The organism is Actinoplanes sp. NPDC051388, assembly GCF_055586225.1.
On sequence record NZ_JBVJIP010000007.1, the window covers coordinates 73,832 to 94,867 of the forward strand.

Annotated in this window: 17 protein-coding genes; 5 read left to right on the forward strand and 12 right to left on the reverse strand. The window is 71.7% G+C overall.

All coding sequences use genetic code 11. The features are described from left to right. Positions 1-115: 115 nt before the first annotated feature. On the forward strand, positions 116-802 hold the full coding sequence (locus tag ACZ6TI_RS19030) for a hypothetical protein (RefSeq protein WP_465346398.1): 687 nt from the start codon (positions 116-118) through the stop codon (positions 800-802). 159 nt (positions 803-961) lie between these two features. Here the strand turns inward: ACZ6TI_RS19030 and ACZ6TI_RS19035 are convergent, their stop codons facing one another. Both ACZ6TI_RS19035 and ACZ6TI_RS19040 read right to left on the reverse strand, forming a co-directional pair. Continuing rightward, positions 962-1,735, reverse strand: a complete 774-nt coding sequence (locus tag ACZ6TI_RS19035) for a hypothetical protein (protein ID WP_465346399.1) — start codon at positions 1,733-1,735, stop codon at positions 962-964. Positions 1,736-1,864: 129 nt separating this feature from the next. Continuing rightward, entirely contained in the window at positions 1,865-2,233 is a 369-nt protein-coding gene (locus ACZ6TI_RS19040; protein ID WP_465346400.1) for a VOC family protein, read from the reverse strand. A gap of 64 nt (positions 2,234-2,297) precedes the next feature. On the opposite strand from ACZ6TI_RS19040, the gene ACZ6TI_RS19045 reads away from it, so the two are divergent. Next, entirely contained in the window at positions 2,298-2,753 is a 456-nt protein-coding gene (locus ACZ6TI_RS19045) for a MarR family winged helix-turn-helix transcriptional regulator (RefSeq protein WP_465346401.1), read from the forward strand. Here the strand turns inward: ACZ6TI_RS19045 and ACZ6TI_RS19050 are convergent. After that, positions 2,731-3,801 carry an NYN domain-containing protein gene (locus ACZ6TI_RS19050; protein ID WP_465346402.1) on the reverse strand — a complete coding sequence of 357 codons (1,071 nt, stop codon included), beginning with the start codon at positions 3,799-3,801 and terminating at the stop codon, positions 2,731-2,733. The genes ACZ6TI_RS19045 and ACZ6TI_RS19050 overlap by 23 nt on opposite strands. Before the next feature lie 92 nt (positions 3,802-3,893). Between ACZ6TI_RS19050 and ACZ6TI_RS19055 the strand changes: the two genes are divergently transcribed. Beyond that, complete coding sequence (locus tag ACZ6TI_RS19055; RefSeq protein ID WP_465346403.1) at positions 3,894-4,541, forward strand: fasciclin domain-containing protein; 648 nt, start codon at positions 3,894-3,896, stop codon at positions 4,539-4,541. Positions 4,542-4,584: 43 nt separating this feature from the next. Here the strand turns inward: ACZ6TI_RS19055 and ACZ6TI_RS19060 are convergent, their stop codons facing one another. The 4 genes from ACZ6TI_RS19060 to ACZ6TI_RS19075 all read right to left on the reverse strand — a co-directional run bounded on the left by ACZ6TI_RS19060 (position 4,585) and on the right by ACZ6TI_RS19075 (position 7,670). After that, positions 4,585-4,968, reverse strand: coding sequence for a RidA family protein (locus ACZ6TI_RS19060; RefSeq protein ID WP_465346404.1), 384 nt, complete (start codon positions 4,966-4,968; stop codon positions 4,585-4,587). Beyond that, entirely contained in the window at positions 4,950-6,680 is a 1,731-nt protein-coding gene (locus ACZ6TI_RS19065) for an AfsR/SARP family transcriptional regulator (protein ID WP_465346405.1), read from the reverse strand. Before ACZ6TI_RS19065 ends, ACZ6TI_RS19060 begins: the two co-directional genes overlap by 19 nt. Positions 6,681-6,729: 49 nt before the next feature. Next, positions 6,730-6,945 carry a tautomerase family protein gene (locus tag ACZ6TI_RS19070; protein WP_465346406.1) on the reverse strand — a complete coding sequence of 72 codons (216 nt, stop codon included), beginning with the start codon at positions 6,943-6,945 and terminating at the stop codon, positions 6,730-6,732. An 80-nt stretch (positions 6,946-7,025) separates the two neighbouring features. Continuing rightward, a complete protein-coding gene (locus tag ACZ6TI_RS19075; protein ID WP_465346407.1) occupies positions 7,026-7,670 on the reverse strand; it encodes a TetR/AcrR family transcriptional regulator in 645 nt (214 codons plus the stop codon). Between the two features lie 58 nt (positions 7,671-7,728). On the opposite strand from ACZ6TI_RS19075, the gene ACZ6TI_RS19080 reads away from it, so the two are divergent. After that, complete coding sequence (locus ACZ6TI_RS19080; RefSeq protein ID WP_465346408.1) at positions 7,729-8,187, forward strand: methyltransferase family protein; 459 nt, start codon at positions 7,729-7,731, stop codon at positions 8,185-8,187. Here ACZ6TI_RS19080 and ACZ6TI_RS19085 read toward each other — a convergent pair. Continuing rightward, a complete protein-coding gene (locus ACZ6TI_RS19085) occupies positions 8,157-10,328 on the reverse strand; it encodes a rhamnogalacturonan lyase (protein WP_465346409.1) in 2,172 nt (723 codons plus the stop codon). The two genes, ACZ6TI_RS19080 and ACZ6TI_RS19085, sit on opposite strands and share 31 nt — an antisense overlap. Before the next feature lie 9 nt (positions 10,329-10,337). Continuing rightward, entirely contained in the window at positions 10,338-12,140 is a 1,803-nt protein-coding gene (locus ACZ6TI_RS19090; RefSeq protein WP_465346410.1) for a rhamnogalacturonan lyase, read from the reverse strand. A 249-nt stretch (positions 12,141-12,389) separates the two neighbouring features. Here ACZ6TI_RS19090 and ACZ6TI_RS19095 point away from each other — a divergent pair, with 249 nt between their 5' ends. Then, on the forward strand, positions 12,390-15,845 hold the full coding sequence (locus tag ACZ6TI_RS19095; RefSeq protein ID WP_465346411.1) for a LamG-like jellyroll fold domain-containing protein: 3,456 nt from the start codon (positions 12,390-12,392) through the stop codon (positions 15,843-15,845). Here ACZ6TI_RS19095 and ACZ6TI_RS19100 read toward each other — a convergent pair. Genes ACZ6TI_RS19100 through ACZ6TI_RS19110 form a run of 3 tightly spaced genes read right to left on the reverse strand, consistent with a single transcriptional unit; the run spans position 15,811 to position 20,966 of the window. After that, on the reverse strand, positions 15,811-17,292 hold the full coding sequence (locus ACZ6TI_RS19100; protein ID WP_465346412.1) for an esterase-like activity of phytase family protein: 1,482 nt from the start codon (positions 17,290-17,292) through the stop codon (positions 15,811-15,813). The two genes, ACZ6TI_RS19095 and ACZ6TI_RS19100, sit on opposite strands and share 35 nt — an antisense overlap. Continuing rightward, positions 17,238-17,687: an esterase-like activity of phytase family protein gene (locus ACZ6TI_RS19105; RefSeq protein WP_465346413.1), complete on the reverse strand. Its 450-nt coding sequence runs from the start codon at positions 17,685-17,687 to the stop codon at positions 17,238-17,240. The genes ACZ6TI_RS19100 and ACZ6TI_RS19105 overlap by 55 nt, the downstream gene beginning before the upstream one ends. Before the next feature lie 3 nt (positions 17,688-17,690). Next, on the reverse strand, positions 17,691-20,966 hold the full coding sequence (locus ACZ6TI_RS19110; protein WP_465346414.1) for a S8 family serine peptidase: 3,276 nt from the start codon (positions 20,964-20,966) through the stop codon (positions 17,691-17,693). Positions 20,967-21,036 lie beyond the last annotated feature (70 nt).

Consider the following 21,036-nt stretch of genomic DNA (forward strand, 5'->3'; position numbering starts at 1 on the left):
CCCCGCCCCTCCCCGTTTCCCGGCTGGGGCGACTGGTAGCCGCCCGATCTTTGTCCCCCCCCCCCCCCCCCCCCCCCCCCCCCCCCCCCGAGGCCGAGCCGCAGGAGGCCCACCGATGACCACCCCACTCGACATCACCCGCGTGCTGTTCCGCCTCTACCGCCCGGTCGTGCTCTGGACCATGAGCATCCTGGCGGTCGGTAACGCGATCGGGATGACCGTGATCACCCGGGTCACCGACCCGCCGTTCAGCCTCTGGGTGATGATCGTCAGCCAGGCGGCGAAGTACTGGGTGCTCGTCCTCGGCATCATGCTCGTGTCCCTGTACCTGCGGTCGTTCGTCGCGAACGGGGTCACCCGGCGCGACTTCCTGGCCGGCGGCGGCCTCTTCGGGCTCGGCATGGCGGTGTGGTGGAGCCTGCTGGTGCCGATCGGGCACGGCGTCGAGAGCCTGGTGCTCGCAATCGCCGGCACCCCGCCCGGCTACCCCCGGCTCACCTTCGCCCTGGCCGCCACGGAGTTCGGCCACTCGCTGCCCAGCTCGGTCGCGTTCCTGGTCTCCGGCGCGGTGATCACGGCCGGCTTCTACCGCTACGGCGGGCTGGGCGGCCTGTGGTTCCTGATCCCCGGCCTGTTCCCGATGGCCGCCGCCGAGGGCCTGCTGGGGTTCGGCGAGCAGGGCCAGGCGGTGGTCCGCTTCCTGCCCTATGCGGGCGCGGCGGCGGTGACCCTCGCGGTCGCGGCAGCCCTGGCCGTGGTGGGCCGGCAACTGCTCCGCGATGTCGCCATCCGGCCCAGCTAGTACGCGCGGCCATGGACCAACACCATCGGGTACTAGAAAGTCGGGTTGTGCACACACGAGCGATCCCGTAGGGGCACGCGAGGCCCCGGGGAGGTGACCCCCCGAAACCCCTTGCCTGCAAAGGACCCTTGCCGGTCCGACCTGGACTGAGACGGAACGTCAGAACGACCCGGCGTCGCAGGGCATCCGGTCCCGGGGGCACCGCCGCTGGTGGACGAAGAAGGCCATCCGGCTCTTTTCGTCGAGCCAGATCTCGTACCGCTGGACGTCCGAGGGCTTGTCCGGGAAGGCCCAGGTGATCAGCCAGGACGGCGCGGGAGGCCCGAACCGGGCGAGCGGGCCCGGTATCGGCGGCGGCGGCATGTTGCTGTTCGGGCCGCCGTCGGCCGGGTTCCATGGGATGACCAACTCGCCGTCCGGGCGCCTGGCGAGCAGCGTGGCGACCTTCTCCCGCGACAGCAGCGCGAAGCCCTCGAACGTGACGTCCTGCCGCTTCGTATTGAACGAGGGGAGGTTTCTGCGGGTTCCCCCGCGCGTCGACCACTCGTCCCGCCAACGCCAGTGTGCCTCGGCGAGCGGGCCGAGCTCGGGCATGAGCCTGGCGACGGTCGCCGTGTCGATCTCCACGCCGGAGACGTGCGGCCCGGGCACCTGGTTGTACGCACTGATCCCGACCCACCCAGCGCCCATGAAGCAGATGGAAGCGGAGACGACGACCAGTGTCACCAGCCACACCTTGAACGTCCGGAACAGCTCGCGCGCAACGTACGTGGCCTTCTGCCGGTTTGTCGCGTGCCGCATGTCCACGGAGACCCACGCTAGTGCTTGACCACAAACGTTGGCCGGGTTGGGTGACACGCCGGATTGGGTCCGCAGTGCGGGCCCGTCCTGGCCGCCCAGCGCCGCGAACGCGTCCGCAGCGAACGCCAACACCGCTGGGGCCACCCGACCACAAAAGCCGCCTCATCAACCCGGCGAACGTTTGTGGTCAAGGCACTAGCTCGCGAACAACGGCGCGGCGTCTCGCCACCCGGCGAGCCGCCGCGTGTCGACCCGCAGGCGTTACTGCTTGTCGTGGATGGTGATCGCGTAGCCGTCCGGGTCGGCGAAGGTGAACTGGCGGCCGAACGGGCCGTCCACCGGCGGCGCCACGATCGGCACGCCGGCCGCGGTCAGGCTGTCGTGCAGCTGCTGGGCGTCGGTCGCGTGCAACCACAGCGCCACGCCCAGGCCCGGGCGGTCGACCGCGTCCAGGTCGACGCCGGGCAACGGCTCGCGCACCGCGAACGCCACCGGCGTGGTGGCGAACACCACGGCGCCGGGCGGGCCGGCCGGGACGCGGCGCAGGCCCAGCCGCTCCTCGTAGAAGGCGGCGGCACGGCCCAGGTCGCGCACCTGCAGGGCGACGAAGTCGGGTCCGGTGACGGTCATGGGATTCTCCTCGGTTCGCGATGTCAAAGTCCTGACATGCAAGAGCGTATGTCAAACTACTGACATGCGGCAAGTCGAATCGCTCGGCCCGGTCGAGAACGCGGTGGGTTACGTGCTGAAGCAGGCGGCGGTGGCGTTGCGCCAGACGATGGACGCGGCGCTGCGGCCGATGCGGCTGACCGTGCCGCAGTACTCCTGCATGGAACTGCTCCGCCAGCGCCCCGGGCTGTCGAACGCGGAGCTGGCCCGCGGCACCTTCGTCACCCGGCAGTCGATGAACGTGGTGCTGCAGGGACTCGAGGCCCGCGGCTTCGTCACCCGACCGGCCGCCGCGCCGCACGGCCGTGAGCTGCCGGCCGAGCTCACCCCGGCCGGGCGCGAGCAGCTGACCGAGGCGAGCGCGGCGGTCCGCGACATCCAGTCGCGGATGATCGAGGGCTTCACCCCGGAGCGGGAGCAGGCGCTGCTGGACGCGCTGGCCGCCTGTGTGCGGAACCTCAGCCCTGAACAGCCGGGGTGAGCAGGTAGTCCTCGGCGTCCGAGGACCATTCCAGGGCCACCGCGCCGTCGGTCGCCGCGGCCTTGCAGAACTGCAGGAAGCTGCGGTAGCCGAGCTTCTTCTCGCTGAAATCGGGCGCTACCTTGCGTACCTGATTCTTGAGACCCGAAAGGGCCACCGAGCCGGAGCCGCCCGCCAGGTCCTCGACCACCGAGCGCAGCAGGGTGAAGGCCGCCTCGCGGTCGCCGTGCTCCGGCAGGGTGACCTCCGGATCGCCCTTCGCCGCGCCCTCGCTCAGCTCGACCACGTTGTTGCCGGCCAGGTGGCGCAGCAGCTCGCCGAACGCGCGGAAGCCGTAGTCCGCCTCGTTGAACGTCGGGTCCTTGCGCAGCAGGGTGCGCTTGAGCGTGGAGGCGGTCACCGAGCCGCTCGAGCTCCGCAGCAGGCCCGACACGGTCTGCGCGACCAGCGCGTCGAGCGAGTCGGCGTCGCGCGCGGGCAGGTCCGCGACCGGCTGCGGCTCGGGCTGCGGCGGCGCGACCTCGGCCGGTGCCACCGAGGGCTTGGTGCGCCGCGTACGCGGCGGCGGCACCTCCACCCCCTCGAGGCGGTCGTAGTAGAGGAACTCGTCGCAGGCCGGCGGCAGCATGGCCGACGTGGTGCGCTCGACCCCGACGCCGATCACCCGCTTGTTCAGCTCGCGCAGCTTGTGCACCAGCGGGGTGAAGTCGCTGTCGCCGGTGCACAGCACGAACGTCGAGATGTACGTGCGCTCGAAGGCCAGCTCGAGCGCGTCCACCACCATCTTGATGTCGGCGGCGTTCTTGCGCGAGGCGCCCATCCGCTGCGGGATGTCGATCAGCTCGACGTGTGAGCGGGTCAGCATCCGCCGGTCCTCGTCGAAGTACGACCAGTCCGCGTAGGCCCGCCGGACCACGACCCGCCCGCGCTCGGCCAGCGCGTCGGCGACCGGGCGGAGCTCGAAGCTCATGCCGCCGAGATGGTCCCGAGCGCCGATCGCCAGATTCTCGTAGTCGAGGAACAGGGCGATGCGCTCTTCTTGATCCACGCGGTCAGCGTACGCCTGCATCCAGCGAAGCCCCGGCAAGCGAAGTGCAACGGGGTGGTTCCCACCCCGCCCGCTTCTCCGAAGGGACAACGATGACCATCAGGAAGCTCGCCGCACGCCGCACCGTAACCGCCATGGCCGCCGTCGTGGCCGGCGTCCTCGCCACCACCGCGCTGAGCGCCCCCGCCGAGGCACACGGCCTCGGCAGCAAGTCGCTCGCCGCCGTGCTGACCGCGGACACCAGCGGCTTCGACCGCAACAGCGGGGACTTCGACGTGCTCACCGCGGCGGTGCTCGCGGTGCTGGACGCCAAGCCGGCCAGCCCGGTCAAGGTGCTCACCGACGGCTCGGTGGCGCTGACCGCGTTCATCCCGAACGACGGTGCGTTCCGCCTGCTGGCCAAGGACGTCACCGGCGCGCGGTCCTTGCCGTCGGAGAGCGCGGCGTTCAGCACGGTGGCCGGACTCGGCATCGACACGGTCGAGACGGTGCTGCTCTATCACGTGGTGCCGGGCTCGACGATCACCCGCCGGGCCGCGCTGCGCTCGGACAACGCCAAGCTGGCCACCGCGACCGGCGCCACGATCAAGGTGGACGTGCGCTGGGGCTGCTCGGTCACGCTGATCGACGCCGACCGCAGCGACCGCAACCCGCGAGTCGTGAAGTTCGACATCAACCGCGGCAACAAGCAGATCGCGCACGCCATCGACCGCGTCCTGCGCCCGGTCGACCTGCCCTGACGAGAGGCGTCGCCCGGCCACACCGGGCGACGCCTCGTCCGGGTCAGGCGCCGACGGCGGCGATCGCCTCGATGGAGATCAGCAGGCCCTTGGGCAGGCGGACGTTGGCCGGGGCCGAGCGGGCCGGCGGCGGGTCCGGCATGTGCTCCGCGTAGATCTCGTTGATGGTCGCGAAGTCGTCCACCTCGCTGTAGAAGATGGTGGTCTTGACCAGGGTCGCCATCGAGGCGCCGGCGGCGGTCAGGACCGCCTCCAGGTTGCGCAGCGCGAGCCGCGTCTGGTCGGCGATGCCCGGTGGGATCGCGCCGGTCTCCGGGTCGATCCCGGCCGTGCCGGAGCAGAACACGAAGCCGCCGGCCACGATCGCCTGGCTGTAGGGCCCGATCGCGGCCGGGGCGAGCCCGGTCGTCACGGCTTGTCGATCCATGATCTGTGCCTCTCCTGATAGGTGCGGGCGCGGGCCGAGTAGGCCGGCATCCGGGCGTGCTCGCCGAGCGCCGCCAGTTCGGCCACCGCGGCGCCGGCCCGCGGCAGGCGGAACGTGGTGGCCACGTCGCAGATCGCGTCCAGGGTGGCCGCGTCGATCCAGCGGCACACCAGCGGTGGCAGGTCGCCGGTCCGGTGGTAGGCGCCGTCCAGCCACTGCATCGCCTCGGCCGCGTTGCCGCGCCGGGCGGCGAGCAGGCCCAGGCCGCGGCCGGTGACCGCGAGCCAGCACGGGTCGGCCAGCCGGGCGGCGGTGGTCCAGGCGGCCGAGAGCTGTTCGCCGGCCGCGTCGAGCCGCCCCTCGATGAGGTCGAGCTCCGCCGCGACGGCCAGCGCCAGCGGCCGGAACGCGGTCCACCGCTCGGCGTCGACCAGCGCGCCGGCCCGGTCGATGTCGGCGCGTGCCGCGGCCGGGTCGCCGCCGAGCAGCTCGTTGCGGGCCAGCATGGTCAGCGACCAGGCCGCCTTGCGAGGCTCGCCGGCCCGGTCGGCCAGCTCGACCGAGGTGTGGAACCGGCGGGTGGCCGCGGCGAAGTGTCCACTGTCGGTGAGCGCGAACGCCTCGATGCCGAACACCGCGGACAACTTCCCGTCGTCGCCCTCGGCCAGCTCGCGGGACGCGCGCAGGCGGCCGCCGCCGTTGCGGCTGCGGGCACCGGCCGCGACGAAGCCCAGCTCGCGGGACGCGGTGGCGGCGGTGGACCGGTCGCCGGCCGTCCGGGCCAGCTCGGCCGCCCGGCGCAGCGCGGCCACCCCGGCCGCGTCGGTCAGCGCCACCGAGTGCACCAGCGCGGCGCCCAGGGCGGCGTTCGCCTCGGCCCGGATGCCCGGGTCGCCGAGGCCGTCGGCCAAAGTCACCGCCAGGCGCAGCCGGTCCAGGCCGTCGCCGGTCGCGCCGGCGGCGAGCGCGGCCTTGCCCGCGTCCACGTCGAGCCGGGCCTGCAACCGGCGGCCGTCCGGCAGCAGCGTCACGCCGCCGGGCAGGACCTCCGCGGCGTGGGCGACCCGGCGGGACGGCAGGATGCCGAGTTCGCGGGTGAACAGGGCGGTGCAGGCCGCCACGGCGGCCTGCGCGCCGATCCGGTCTCCGGCGCCGGCCAGGCTGCGTACCAGAAGAAGGTGGCTCTGCTCCTCGAGCGGCGCCAGCCGGACGAGGCGGCGGGCCAGCCGGACCGCCTCCGTCGCGCGCCGCTCGCTGAGCCGGGCGCCGATCGCACTGCGCAGCGAGGACCGCAACGCGCCGGTGACCCGTTCGCGCTCGTGGGCCAGCCAGAGCTCGAACTCCGGGCAGTCCGGCAGCGCCAGACCGGCCAGCAGCTCGCCCGCGTCCTCGGCGGGCTCGACCTGTCCGGACAGCACCTGCCGCACGTCCACGACGGTGCCGGCGGACAGGTCGAGCGTCACCGGGTTGCCCTCGATGCCGGCGTCCGGGCGCAGGCCCCGGCGCAGCTCGGACAGCACCCAGCGTAGCGCCGCGGGGGCGTCGTCGGCCGCCGGGAACAGCATGCCGACCAGCTGGGACCGCGGGATCGGCCGCTCGCTGAGCGACGCCATGGCGAGCAGCGCCCACGCCTTGCGACCGCGGGGACGTGGCCCCCGGCCGCCCGCACGGTGAATGTCGGGACGTCCGAGGAGCTGGATGACCGTCGCCATGCCGAGAGTGTGCACGACGACGGCCGCCGGGTCGTTCAGCGATCCGACATCAGCCCGCGGCAAGTGCCCGGACATCCGCGGTGGACAGCGCCTTGCCGCCGATCCCCCACTCGCCGCTGGCCACCTCCTCGACCACCACCCAGGTGACCGGGCGCATGTTCTCTCCCTCGATGGCGACCATCGCCTCGGTCAGATCCTCGATCATCTGCTGCTTCTGCTTGCCGTCGAAGACACCTTCGATGACCTTCACGTTGATCAGCGGCACGGCCGTGCTCCTTCGCTCGTTCCCCCACCTTGTCGCCGAGCAGCATGGCGGCGCCGCGTGTGAGGATCCGTTTGAGCCGCTCAGCTGTCCGGTGTCAGCACGGCGGCGGCGACCGTGTCCACGTACCAGGTCTGGAAGCGCTCGACCGGCCAGCCGCGCTCGACCACCAGCCACTGGTAGTTGCGCACGTCCATGGCCAGCCACAGCACGTCGGCCACGGTGTCCGGGGTGTGCTCCGGGCGGATCTCGCCGGTGGCCAGCAGATCCGCCGCGAACCCGGTCATGCCACGGCGCCGGTCGTCGAGGTTCTTGCGCCAGATCGCGGCCGCGTCCGGGTCCGCGGTGGCCGCTCCGGCCAGCGCCGTCATCACCCGGGCCTGCCGGGCGTGCACGGCGGCCAGGTGCGCGGCGAAGCGGACCAGCTTGGCGCGGGCGCCGGTGAGCGCCTGGATGTCGGCGACGAACGATCGCCCGGGCAGCGGCACCGACTCGTCGTCGCCCGCGATGGTGACGTCGACGAGTTCCGACAGCAGCGCCTTCTTGCTGCCGAAGACCTTGTAAACGGTCTGGATCGCGACCCCGGCCTCGGCGGCGACGGCGGTGAGCGGGGTGGCCGCATAGCCCGGATCGACGAACAGCGACGCCGCCGCGTCCAGCACCGCCCGCCGGGTCTGACGGGCCTGCTCCTGCCGGTGCGCCGATTCGTACCGCCTCTTGACAGCCACCTGCCGACTGTAGTGCTCTATTCGATAGAGCGGTACTCTACTCAACAGGGAGACAGTTATGACCGGAGCTCGCGTGATCTTCATTCCGCCGCCGCTGTACTACGTCGCCGGCCTCGTCGCGGGCGTGCTGCTGCACCTCGTCGCGCCGCTGCCGATCGGCGGCCGGCCGGGCACCACGATCGCCGGCGCCGCCGGGCTGGCGCTGGGCGTCGCGCTCGCGGCCGGCGGGATCGCCGGGGTGGTGCGGCACCGGACCACGATCGTCCCGCACCACGCCGTGGCCACGCTGGTCACCAGCGGGGCGTACCGGATCTCCCGCAACCCGATGTACACCGGGCTCGCGATCGCCTACCTGGGCGGTGCGCTGCTGATCGGTTCGTGGTGGCCGGCCCTGCTCGCGCCGGTCGTGCTGGTGGCGGTCGGCCTGCTGGTGATCCGCCCGGAGGAGCTCTACCTGAGCGAGCGCTTCGGCGCGGCCTACGCGGGCTACTCCGGCCGCGTCCGCCGCTGGCTCTGAGCGAAGTCCATGTCCGCGGCGAGGTGGAAGCTCGGATAGGACGGCTGGTTGTAGGTGGTCTGCTGGCGGGCGACCTCGGCGCGGTACTGCCTGTCGTGCATGAGCGTGCCCAGCTTGTGAGTGGTCGGCTCGGTGCTCAGATAGATCCGGATCGCGGTGCTGTCCGCGGTGCGCAACAGAAGCTCCTCGCGCCAGTCGCCGAAGATGTCGGCGACCAGGCTGGGATTGCCTTTGGTGCCGTTGTTGGTGAGCGTGCCCTCGGCGGTCAGCAACGTGCCGCGCCGGTGGTCGACGATGGTCGGGGTGACCGCCAGGGCGCCGTCGACGATCTGCGTGGTGAGGTCGCCGGCCCAGCGGATGCTCATGTTGGTTCCGGGCGCGGTGGTGGAGATCAACTGCCCGTCCGAGGTACGCAGCCCGGTGCCGCTCGAGCCCCAGACCTCCATCCCGGGCAGGTCCGGCCGGATGTCGCCGACCATGCCGCGGCCGGTGTCCACGCCGGTGTAGCCGCCGAAGATCACGCCTCCGGTGGCGGCGTCGCGCAGCGCGTAGCCGTAGGGCGCGCTCGGGCCGCCCTCGTGCACCATGAAGATCTCCGTGCCGGGGCGGCGCGGGTCGATGTCGGTCACGTGCATGGCGTCGCCGTGGCCGAGCCGCGCCATAGTGCCGGGTGCGGCGCTGCCCGGCGGGAGCACCGCGAAGGAGCTGTAGAGCAGGCTGCCGTCGTGGTCGACGGTGGCGCCGCCGTAGACGATCTCCTGCTTGCCGTCGCCGTCCACGTCGGCCGCGCTGAGAGAGTGCGCGCCCTGTGTGGTGAGAGTCTTGAACTCGGGATCGGTGCCGTCCCGGCCGTGCGGCGCGTCGTTGAAGGGGTTGCTCATCGGGGTCCAGCCGCTGTCGGCGTACCAGCGCTCGTGCAGCCGGCGGCCGTCCCAGTCGTAGGCGATCAGCGTCGAGCGGGTGTAGTAGCCCCGGGCGAAGACCGCGGACGGGTGGCGGCCGTCGAGATAGGCCACGCCGGACAGGAACCGGTCGACCCGGTTGCCCGGCTCGATCCGGGCCATCGCATAGTCGCCCCACATCAGGCCGTCGTCGTGCCGGCCCGGCTTGTAACGCACCGTCTGCAGCTCGCGGCCGGTGGCGCCCTCGAACACGGTCAGGTATTCCGGTCCGTCGACGATGAAGCCGGCGAAGTTGCGCAGCTGGTTGCGGGTGCTGCGGGACGGCGCGTAGACGTCGATGAAGTAGTCCGCCAGCGCCTCGGCTCCCCTTCCGGACGGCGCGATGCCGAGCGCCTCCTCGACGGTGGCCGGCCAGCGCCCGGCGACCACCTCCGGGTGCGCCGCCCAGCCCTCGAACATCTCGACCAGGTGCTGGTAGTAGTCGGCGGCGCTCATCCGGAAGTCGTCGGTGTGCGCGTAGCCGGCCCGGACGTCCGCCGGTGGCATGGTGATGTGGCGGCGGCCGGTCTTCGTGCCGGGGGCGGTCTTCATCATCAGCTCGGCGCGGCCGTCGCCGTCGAAGTCGTAGACCAGGAACTGGGTGTAGTGCGCGCCGGCCCGGATGTTGACGCCCAGGTCGATGCGCCAGAGCAGGGTGCCGTCGAGTTCATAGGCGTCCACGAACACGTTGCCGGTGTAGCCGACCTGCGAGACGTCCTTGGAGTTGGACGGGTCCCACTTGACCACGTACTCGTACCGGCCGTCGCCGTCGAGGTCGCCGACGCTCATGTCGTTCGCGGAGTAGGTGTAGGCCTCCCCCGCCGGGGTCACGCCGTCGGCCGGTTTGCGCAGCGGCAGGTCGTGGTGGTTGGACGCCCACGGCACGGCCACCGCGGAGGCCTTGCCGTGCGCCGCGGCCACCCGGTAGCGGGCGGCCGCGGTGCCGGCCCGGTCGAGATAGGTGGTGCTGTCGGTGACCAGCGCGATCGGCCGGCCGTCCCGATAGACCCGGAATCCGGCGCTTGCGGCCCCGGTCGCGGTGTGCCCGGTGACCTCCTCGCCGAGCAGTCGCCAGCTCAGGAAGACCCCTTCGCCGGTGGCGACGGCCACCAGTCCGCGGTCGAGCTTTTCCATGCTCGGTTCGGCATGCGCCGGCGTCGGGAGAAGCACCAGCGCGAGCACCAGACTCCAGATCTTCATCGGGACCTCTCAGCCGATCGCGAAGCTCGGGTGCGGCGGCTGGTTGTACGCCGTGTTCTGCCAGGCGACCGCGTTGCGGTACATCCGGTCCTGCATCAGCGAGGGCCGCGAGATGCTGGTGCCGTCGGTGGTCGAGTAGATCCGCAGCGCCGTGTTGTTGCTGGTCGGCCAGATGACCTCCTCGCGCCAGTCGCCGAGGATGTCCGCCTGCAACGAGGGCGTCGCCTTGGTGCCGTTGTTGGAGTGCACGCCGCTCGCGGTCAGCAGCCGGGTGTCGCCGCCGGTGCCGTACTTGTCGATGTGCGTGGCGTCGAGCAGCTCGCGCTGGGCGTCGCCGTCCCACCAGATCACGAAGTTCGTCGAGCTCGGCTTGCGGCCGATGTTGCTGCCGGAGGTGTTCAGCAGGCCAGTGACCGCGGACGACCAGGACTCCGCGCCCGGACTGCCGGCATAGATGTCCGCGGAGACGCCGCGGCCGTTGTCGCACCCGCACGACGGGTTCTGCCAGATGATCGATCCGGTCCGCGCGTCGCCCATCCAGGCGGCCGGCTTGCTGGTGCTCTCGTTCACCTTGAAGACCTCGAGACCGGCGCGGCCCGGGATCAGGTCACCCACGTGGTACGCGTCGCCGTGCCCCATCCCGTTGGTCCACAACCCGTAGCCGTTGTCGTCGATGGCCATCGCGCCGTACATGATCTCGTCCTTGCCGTCGTTGTCGACGTCGGCGACCGAGAGCTGATGGTTGCCCTGGCCGGTCCAGGCGGACCCGTTGGTGGACGAGTTGCTGTCGAAGGTCCAGCGCCGGGTCAGCGCGCCGTTGCGGAAGTCCCAGGCGACCACGACGCTGCGGGTGTAGTAGCCGCGGGCCATGATGATGCTCGGGTACGACCCGGTGACATACGCGGTGCCGGCCAGGAACCGGTCGACCCGGTTGCCGTAGCTGTCCCCCCACGACGAGACCGTGCCGCGCGGCACCACGTAGTTCGCGGTGGCCATCGCCCGGCCGGTCTGTCCGTTGAAGACGGTCAGGAACTCGGGCCCGGACAGGATGTAGCCGGACGAGTTGCGGTAGTCCGCGGACGACGAGCCGATCACCACGCCGCCGCCGTCCCGGGTGCCGTCGGCGGTCTTCATGGCCACCTCGGCCCGGCCGTCGCCGTCGTAGTCGTACACCTGGAACTGGGTGTAGTGCGCGCCGGCCCGGATGTTGCGGCCCAGGTCGATGCGCCAGAGCCGGGTCCCGTTCAGCTTGTACGCGTCGATGAACACGTTGCCCGTGTAGCCCGACTGCGAGTTGTCCTTGGCGTTCGTCGGGTCCCACTTGAGCACGATCTCGTACTGCCCGTCGCCGTCCAGATCACCGACGCCGGCATCGTTGGCGACGTAGGTGTACGAGACCCCGTCCGGCGTGGTGCCACCCGCGGGGATCTGGATCGGCACGTCCTGACTGGTCGCGAACGGCCGCACCGGCGCGTCCGCGGCCAGCGCCTCGACGCCGCCGGTGATCGGCCGCACGGCGTAGCTCGCACCGGCCGGGGCGCCGGCGTCGGTGAAGTTGGTGGTCGACGAGACGGCCACCTTGGCGCCGTCCCGGTAAACGGCATAGGTGGATCCGTCGGCCGGAAGCAGCCGCCAGGAAAGGAAGTTGCCCTTCTCGGTGCGCATCGCGATCAGGCCGCGGTCGAGCTTCTCGGTGGTGCCGGTGACGTCGGCCGGCGGGAGCGGAGCAGCTGCGTGCGCGGCGACGACGGTGGTGCCGCTGGTGGCGAGGAGGACGCTCGCCAGCACGACGGGGATTCTGAGACGTTTCATGAGGCCGTCCAGGGACTCGGGCCGCACACGCCCTCGGGACGGGAGGGGGAACCGGTCGGCGGGACCGGATCCGCGGGGCGCGGGGGATGCGGCGTGGTTCGCTCTCCTGGGGGGCGGAAAGCGCTTACCTGGTCCCGGACGATAGCCACGCAATTGACTGCCGTCAATGTTGACCACATGCGGAGCGCGACGTAACCTCATCGAAACAGTGAAATGTTAGCGCTAACAAAGAGGATCACCGTGAAAGCCGTGCTCGCCGTTGCGCTCCTCGTCCTGCCGGCCGTGCCCGTCGCGGACGCCGTGCCCGACCCGGTGGTCGCCTATGCCATCGATGCCGACGACGTGGCCACCGCGGTGGTCACCGACTCCTCCGGCAACGGCCTCGACGGCCGGTTGGCCGACGGGTCGACGGCCGCGGTGATCCCGGGCGCCGACGGGCTCGCGCTGGATCTGCCGGGCGGCCCCTTCGTCGAGCTGCCCCGCGGCATTCTGGCCGGGCGCACCGACCTGACCGTCTCCGCGCGGGTGCGCTGGGACGGCGGCACCGCGCCCTGGCAGTGGATCTATGCGCTGGGCAAGGACAACGGCCGCTATCTGTTCACCACGCCCTCCAACGGCGACGGTGTGCTGCGCACGGCGATCACCACCGCGGGTGGTGGCGGCGAGGCCAAGGTGACCGGGTACGCCGCGCTGCCGGCCGGCACCTGGAAGACCCTCACGGTCACGCTCGACACCACGGCGGACCGGCTGACCACCTATCTGGACGGCGCCGCGGTCTCCTCGGCGAGCACCACGATCAGCGCCGCGGACCTGCTCGACGCGGCCACCACGACCAGCGGATTCATCGGCAAGTCGTTCTATCCCGACCCGCTGTTCGACGGCGCGATCGATGACTTCCGCGTCTACGACACCGCGCTCACGGCCGAGCAGATCGCAGGCGGCACGGCACCCACCCCGACCGGCCTGAGCACGACGGCGTTCGACGTGCGTACCACGATCGGGGTGGCCCCGGCACTGCCCGCCGCGGTCCGCGCCGCCTTCACCGACGGCTACGACCGGGACGTGCCGATCTCCTGGGCGGCCGTCGATCCGGCCGACTATGCCGCCCGCGGCACCTTCACGGTCACCGGCGTCGCGGCCGGGCGGCAGGTCGTCGCCACGGTGACCGTGATCCGCGAGGGCGAAATGACCATCGACCTCGGCGACCCCACCGGCGCCTTCCACGGCGGCGCCGCGGGCACCCTCTACGGCCTCTACGGTCCGGGCATCCCGAGCGGCAATCTGATCGAGGGCATGCGGCTGCGGACCGTATCGACCAAGGCGCAGGACGGGCCGCAGCACCCGGGCGCCGACGCGCTCGAGGTCGTCAAGCCGCTCGCCGACAGCACCGGCGGGGACGTCTACATCTACATGACCGACATCCATCGCGGCTTCCCCTATCAATGGCCGGGCGACACCCCCGAGGAGAAGCTCGCGCTCTTCGAGGAGAAGATCGCCAAGCAGGTCGACCAGGTGCTCACGCTGCCGCCGCGCTATCGGGACAACGTGGTGTTCGTGCCGTTCAACGAGCCCGAGGGCAACATGTTCGGCACCGGCGAGTGGAGCTACGACGGCGTTTCGTGGCTCGACGACCCCACCGACTACTTCCGGGCCTGGGACGAGGTGCACGCGCTGATCAAGGGCCGGATGCCGGACGCGCGGATCGCCGGGCCCAACACCAGCGTGCTGTTCAGCCAGGTGCGCGGCTTCCTCGAGCACACCCTGGCGGCCGGCACGCTGCCGGACGTGATGACCTGGCACGAGCTCAGCCATCCCGAGCAGGTGCGGGAAAGCGTGCGGCGCTATCGCGCCTGGGAGGCCGAGATCCTCGGTGACCGGCGACTGCCGATCAACATCAACGAGTACGCGTTCAACTACCACACCTCGGTGCCCGGGCAGATGATCCAGTGGGTGTCCGCGATCGAGGAGTCCAAGGTGGACGGCGACATCGCCTATTGGAACATCGACGGGAACCTGTCCGACTCGGCGGTGCAGGCCAACCGCGCCAACGGGCAGTGGTGGCTGTTCAACGCGTACGGCGGGATGAGCGGGCAGACGGTCCGGGTGGATCCGCCCTTCCCGGGGCGGAACTACACGCTCAAGGGCGTCGCGACGATCGACCCGGCGAAGAAGCAGGCGCGGGCGATCATCGGCGGCGCGGACGGCGCGGCGCACGTGCGCTTCACCGATGTGCCGCGCGACGTGCTCGGCGGCGAGGTGCACGCGGTGGTCCGCGAGATCCGCTGGTCGGGCCAGATCGGCGATTCCGGGCCGCCGCAGGTGCTTTCCGAGCGAAGCATCCGGGTTGACGACGGCGCCGTCGAAGTCGACCTGACCGGTCTGGTCGAGTCGTCGGCCTACGAGATCGTGCTGAGCCCGGCCAAGATCGCGGACCCGGTCGAAAGCTGGGAGCAGTCCTATGAGGCCGAGGACGCCGCCTGGACCGGCGGCGGCTACAGCCGGAACGGGCCGGAGGGCTCCCCCGCCGACGTCAGCAAGTTCTACACCTCGGGCGGCTTCGACGTCGGCGGCCTGCGCACCGGATCGGACGGCGTGCTCACCTTCACCGTGGACGTGCCCACGCCGGGACGCTACGACCTGGGCATCTTCGCCAATTCCCTGAACACCTTCGATCCGGTACGCGAGCAGGGCCCGACGAACGTCTTCCTGCGCGTCGACGGCGCGGCCGAGCGGGAGGTGTTCCTGCCGCTCGGCTACAAGTGGGTGGTCTGGGATCACACCGACGCCACGGTCGACCTGACCGCCGGGCGGCACACCATCTCGCTGGCCGCACGCAGCCTCGACGGCACCCGGGCCACCCGGGGAGACGCCATCGTCGACCGGATCCGGCTGTCGAAGCCCGCTCCGGCCACCGCTGCCTATGAGGCGGAACTGGCCGACCTCCGGGGCGGATCCATCGATCGTGGAACGGTCGCGCTTCGCCGCGGCGAGTCGGCGACCTTCTGGGTCTATTCGGCCGCCGACGCCGAGGCGACTCTCGGCATCGACCGGTCCGGTCCCGGCCGGGCGTCCCTCACGGTGAACGGCATCCGGGTGCCCGCGGCGGCCGTCTCGCTCTCCGGCGGCATCAACAAGGTGACGGTCACCGGCGAGACCAAGGTGTCGCTGATCGACCGGCTGACCGTGGGGCCCGGCACCGGCGCTCTGCCGGCCACCACGATCGAGGCCGAGGCGGCCCAGTTGGCCGGCACCGCGTCCGCCACTCCCCTGTCGCTGGCGAGCGGCGGCAGCGCCGTCACCGGCGTCGGCGGCCCGCCCGGCAACGCCAACACGCTCACCTTCACCGTGCCCGCGGCGAAGGCCGGCACCCATGCGATGCGGATCCGCTACGCCAACCCGGAGCAGTCCCCCGCCACGCACTACAACCCGGACCCGCTCGCCCGGCACGCCGACCTCGAGGTGAACGGCGTGCCGAAGCGGGTGTTCTTCCCGCACTCGTTCCACCGGAACAACTTCTGGGACCTGACCGTCCCGGTGGACCTGCGGCGCGGCGCCAACACGATCCGGTTCGCGTCCGAGGAACTGCCCAATTACGACGGCAAGACCTATGCCTCGCAGACCTTCCCGGGCATCCTGCTGCGCTCGCAGGAGGCCCCGATCGTCGACAAGATCACCGTGACACCGTTCGCAGCCCCGGCACGGTGATGGTGATGATCTCGGTGTCGTCCGGACGGCCCGGGATGCGGCCGTCGTTGCCCGGGAAGTTGTTGTCGTTGGCGACCAGCACGCGGTCACCCACCAGCGGCAGCACCGTCTCGACCGACTGCAGCGGGAAGGAGAACAGCGGTCCGACGCGGCGCTGGTCCGGGTCAGTGGTCCTGGCGCCCTCCAGGATCGAGTAGAGCGTCCAGCCGTCCCGGCTGGTCGCCATCGCCTCGAAGCCCTTGCTGGCCGGCAGGTTCGGGGTCTCGCCCGGCAGCAGGAACGGCGATTGCGGCGACTTCGTGCCGTCGGCCAAGGGGATCGGCGCCTGCAGCACCTTTCCGGTGCGGTCGGTGCGCACCAGGAACGGGCCGAACTCGTCGCCGAACCAGAGGTTGCCGCGGGCGTCCCGGGCCAGCGACTCGATGTCGAAGTCGGCGCCGGTCAGCAGCCGGTCGCTGGTGTTCTCGTTGACGATCGGGAACGGGATCCGGTGGTCCGGGTCGCGGAAGCTCAGGTGGCCGCGTACCGCAACGGTGTGCCGGCGATAGTCCGGCTCGATGTCATAGGCGCGCAGCAGGAAGTCGGCCGAGTTGGCCTTGGTGCCGAAGCCGTTGTCCGGCATGGCCAGCAGGCGTTTGCCGGACCGGTCGTCCGCCCGCAGCGGCAGGATCGCGGAGAAGCCGGGGATCGGCTGGCCGGCGAACGGCGGGGTGATGCCGTTGACCGGGCCCGGCGGCAGCAGTGTCCCGGAGACCGGGCCGGGCTGGTAATCGGTGGCGGGCAGGATCGCCCGGCCGGTCAGCGTCACCTCGGGCCGGATCGTGACGGCGAGCGAGTAGAACCGGGTGATCTGGGTGGCGCTGCCGTTGTCGTCCGAGATCAGATGGAGCCGGTTGCCGGCCAGCGCGGCGCCCTCGATGTTGTCCAGCAGCGGATTGGGCTGCGGCTGCTTGGCGGTGGCGCCGGCCGACGGGCAGTTGACCAGGTCGGCGACGAGCTCCTTGCCGAGCCACGTGCGCGGGTCGGTGACCGTCGACAGGGTGGCGAACGGGGTGACGTCCGGCGCGCCGGTGGCGGACACCCGGAAGACCCGCACGACGTTGCCGACGCCGGGGGTGAAGCCGCGTTCCAGGGAAAGGAACTGGTCGCCGCCGAGGGCGATCAGCTCGACCAGGCCGAGGTTCGGGTCGGTGCGGTAGGCGTGCTGCGCGACCGGGCTGTACGCGCCGCCCTCGCGCCCGGCGTACCGGATGATCCGCTGCAACCCGGCGCCCTGAGCGTCCCGGCCGTCCGCGGCGAGCGGGCCCTCCATGCCGGCGAAGAGCGACCGGTGGTCCGGCGTCGCGGTCAGCGCCTCGAAGGTCTGGTTGACCGCCGCCTCGCCGGCCGGGGTCACCTGGAAGCGGGCCGGCACCGGCAGCGACGCGAGCTCACGCCCGTCGGACATCCGGAACGCCGGATCGACGGCTCCCGCTCCGAGCCGGCCAGGACGGTGTGTCCGCCGTTCTCGGCGACCAGGCCCTCGCCGTCGAAGTCCGCGCCGGTGTACGCGGTGCCGTCCGGCCTGGTCAGCAGGGTCACGCCGCGGACCCTCAACGGCTGAAGCCCCAGCTTGTAGACGCGAGCCGGGGTGGTGCCGATGTTGTCGACCAGCGCGAGCGCGCGATCCCGGCCGGTCAGCGCCAGCGCGGAGAGACCGGCGACCGGCGTGCCCTCGAAACTGGTCTTGTCCAGCGCGTCAGTGAAGCCGAGCAGCGATGCGTCCGCCTCGGTCACCAAGGCGAACGGCTCGTGGACGGCGGGTGGCGGGGTGGCGAGCCGTGGCCCACCACCCCGCCTCACGCACTATCCGATCGCGTACGCCCGCAGCACCGTGATCACCGCGGTGTTGCCCGCGGCGTCGGTGGCGTGCGCCCGCAGCGACACGTGGCCGCTCGCCGGGTTGGTGACGCCCAGCGTGCGGTGGTCGCCGGAGCCGCGCACCGTGGCCGGCTGCCACGTCGCGCCGTCATCGGTGGAGAACTCCGCGGTCAGCACCCGGTTGACCTTGGCCGCCGAGTCCGTCGGCCGCTCGACCGTCACCGGGATGGTGAACGCGCCGGCCGGGGCCGCGTTCGTCTGGTCCACCCGCGGGCTGAACCGCACCGAGGACACCGGCAGGCGGGCCTCCTCCACGCTCGCCGAGCGGAACGTCCACTCGGCACTGACCGTGGTGGACAGCCGGAACGGCTCGCCGCGCGTGCCGGACATCTCCAGCCGGTAGGCCGCGTCGCCCGGCGGCACCTCGAACTCGGCGTAGTCCGACGGCACCTCGCCGATCAGCGTGTCGCCGGAGTACAGCGCCGTCCGGGCGCTGTCCAGCAGGGAGAACCCGTAGTGTCCGGCGCCGTCACCGAACAGCGGCGCCGCGGCGACGATCACGTCACCGAAACGCAGCACCGAGTTGACGTCGCCGCCGACCGCGGGGGCGAACACCGCGCGGTTCCAGTCCTGCTTGTAGGTCGCGCCCGCGGTGAACTTCTGCTCCGCGCCGACCGCGATGCTGATCAGCTCGGGCCAGGACTCCTCGTCGACCGGCGGCATCTCCTGGTCGAACTCCGGCGACCAGCGGACCCCGCCCTCGGTGCTGAGGAACTCGGTGCGCTCGAACGGCAGCGGGAACGGAATCCCGACCGCCCAGCCGCCGAAGCTGGCGAAGTCGAGCTTGACGCCGTTGGCGCCGACCGGGTCCTGGGCGTAGCGCGACTTCACCGTGGCCAGGTCCTTGGCCCGGACCTGCTTGGTGAACCCGGTGTAGAACGCGCCCTGCTTGCGATAGGCCAGCTCGTAGAGGTAGGGGCTCTCCTGGAACGACTCGCTCGCCTCGTCCCAGCGGGCGAACGCGCCGTTGATCGAGCCGGCGAAGTTCTCCACCTTGCCGCGCGGGCCGATCTGGGCCGTGAACGTGTCGCCCTCCGCGAAGGACAGCGCGGAGGCGCCGACCGACCACTCGTCGCTGAACCAGTCGGCGTTGACCGCGACCAGCGCCTGTCCGGCGTCGGCGCGCGGCACGTCGATGTCGACCGGCTTGCCGCGCCGGGCGTCCAGCTTGATGCTCGCGTCCTTGTCCACCACGAGCTTCGGCTGGACCAGCATGGTCACGTCGGCCTCGCCGTAGATCCAGGTGAAGAAGCCGTACTCGCCCTTGGGCAGGCGCACGGTCTCGCTGGGCTCGGCGCTGAACAGGTCGTAGAACGCGATGTCGCCGTCCAGCCGGTTCAGCGACGCGTAGTGGTCGGTGCTGGCCACGCCGTTCCGGTCGAGGAAGCCGAACGTGACGTCGTAGCTCTCGACCTCCTTGTTCACCGCGATCGCGGTCTCCACCTTGACGTCGCCGGGTCCGGTCGCGACCACCCGGCCGGTCAGGAACCCGTCCGGGTCGTCGCCGGTGGTGTCCGCGGTGACCGTGGTCGAGGCGGTGCCGCCGGCCGGCACGGTGAGGCTGGTGGCGGCGAGCGAGAACGCCTCCGAGTCGCTGCTCAGCGCGAGCGACAGGGTGATCGGCGCGGTGCCGCCGTTGCGGTAGGTGACGGTCTTGGTGATCGGGGCGTCGTCGTCGTGCGGCCAGATCGCGCGGCCGAAGCTGACGCTGCCCTCGTCCACCGAAACCGCCTGGTGGATCACCCGGGCCACGTCGACCCGGCCCGCGCCCTGCCCGAAGACGCCCACGCCCTCGGTCGGCTTCGCGGCGCCGATCAGCAGCGTCTTGCGCTGCTTCGACGACCAGCCGGGGTGCTCCTGCGCGACGATGGCGGCCGCGCCGGCCACGTGCGGGGTGGCCATCGAGGTGCCGGACAGGCTCACATAGCCCTCGTCCGCCGGGGTGCCGATCTGGCCGTTCGCCGCGGCGGCCGCGACGATGTCCACGCCGGGCGCGGTGATGTCCGGCTTGATGGCGTCGTCGCCGACCCGCGGGCCGCGGCTGGAGAAGTCGGCCAGTTGGTCCTCGTCGTCCACGGCGCCCACGGTGAGCGCGGCGTCCGCGCTGCCCGGCGAGCCGACCGTGGCGTCGCCACCGGCGTTGCCGGCCGCGATCACGAAGAGTGTGTTGTGCGCCGCGGTCAGATCGTTGACGGCCTGCTCGAGCGGGTCGATGCTGGGCGCGTCGCCGCCGCCCAGGCTCAGGTTGACCACCGGGGCGATCGGGGCGGCCCACTGCATGCCGGCCAGGATCGCCGACTCGTCACAGAAGTCGGTCTCGCAGACCTTGCCGATGGCGAGCTTGGCGCCGGGCGCCACGCCCTTGTATTTGCCGCCGGACTTGGCGCCGCTGCCCGCGATGATCGAGGCGACGTGCGTGCCGTGGCCCACGTTGTCGTCGGCGGACGGCATGCCGGTGAAGTTCTCGGTCGCCACGATCTTGCCGGCGAAGTCCGGGTGGGTCGCGTCGATGCCGGTGTCCAGCACCGCGACCGTCACGCCGGCGCCGTCCAGGCCCTCCTGCCAGGCGGTCGGCGCGCCGATCTGGGGCACGCTGACATCCAGGCTGACCTTGCGCTTGCCGTCCAGGTAGACCCGCTCGATGCCTGGCTTCAGGGCGCGTGCTGTGGTCGTACCGCTGGTCAGAGAGGTCCAAAGCCTGGCCCGCTCGGCGCGCTCGGCGCGCATCGCGAGCGCGCCCACCCCCGGAAGATCGCGGGTCACGCGGGCCGTCGCGCCGGTTGCCGCGGTCGCGCTCGCCGACCCCTTGCGGTTACCGCTCTTCGGGTACGCGACCAGCAACGGAAGCGCCTTCTCCCCGGTGTAACCCAGGTCGCGCAGCGCGGTCACGTCGAACAGCCGCTGGTCGAGCCGGCCGTCCCGCAGCAGCGGCAGCGCGTCGGTCGGGAACACGTATTTGTGCGCGCCGGCCGTGCGGCTCACGAACCGCACGCCGGCCCGGCCCGGACCGCGCTCGATGCTGGTCCCCTTGTCCGACACGATCACCCGGTCGCCGGTGATCAGCGTGATGCTGACCGGCCGATCCGCGGCTCGCCCCGGAGCGCGGGGCGGCGCCGCCCAGGCCGCAGCGGGCGCGACCACGGCGATTGCCGCGGTCGTCCCGGCGGCCAGCAGAGCGGCCGAAAGTTTTCTCAGGATCATGCGAGCCCTCCCGTCAGCGTCACATAGACGCCCGCCACTCTCCCACAGGGGTGCAAGGCTCCTGTGTGGA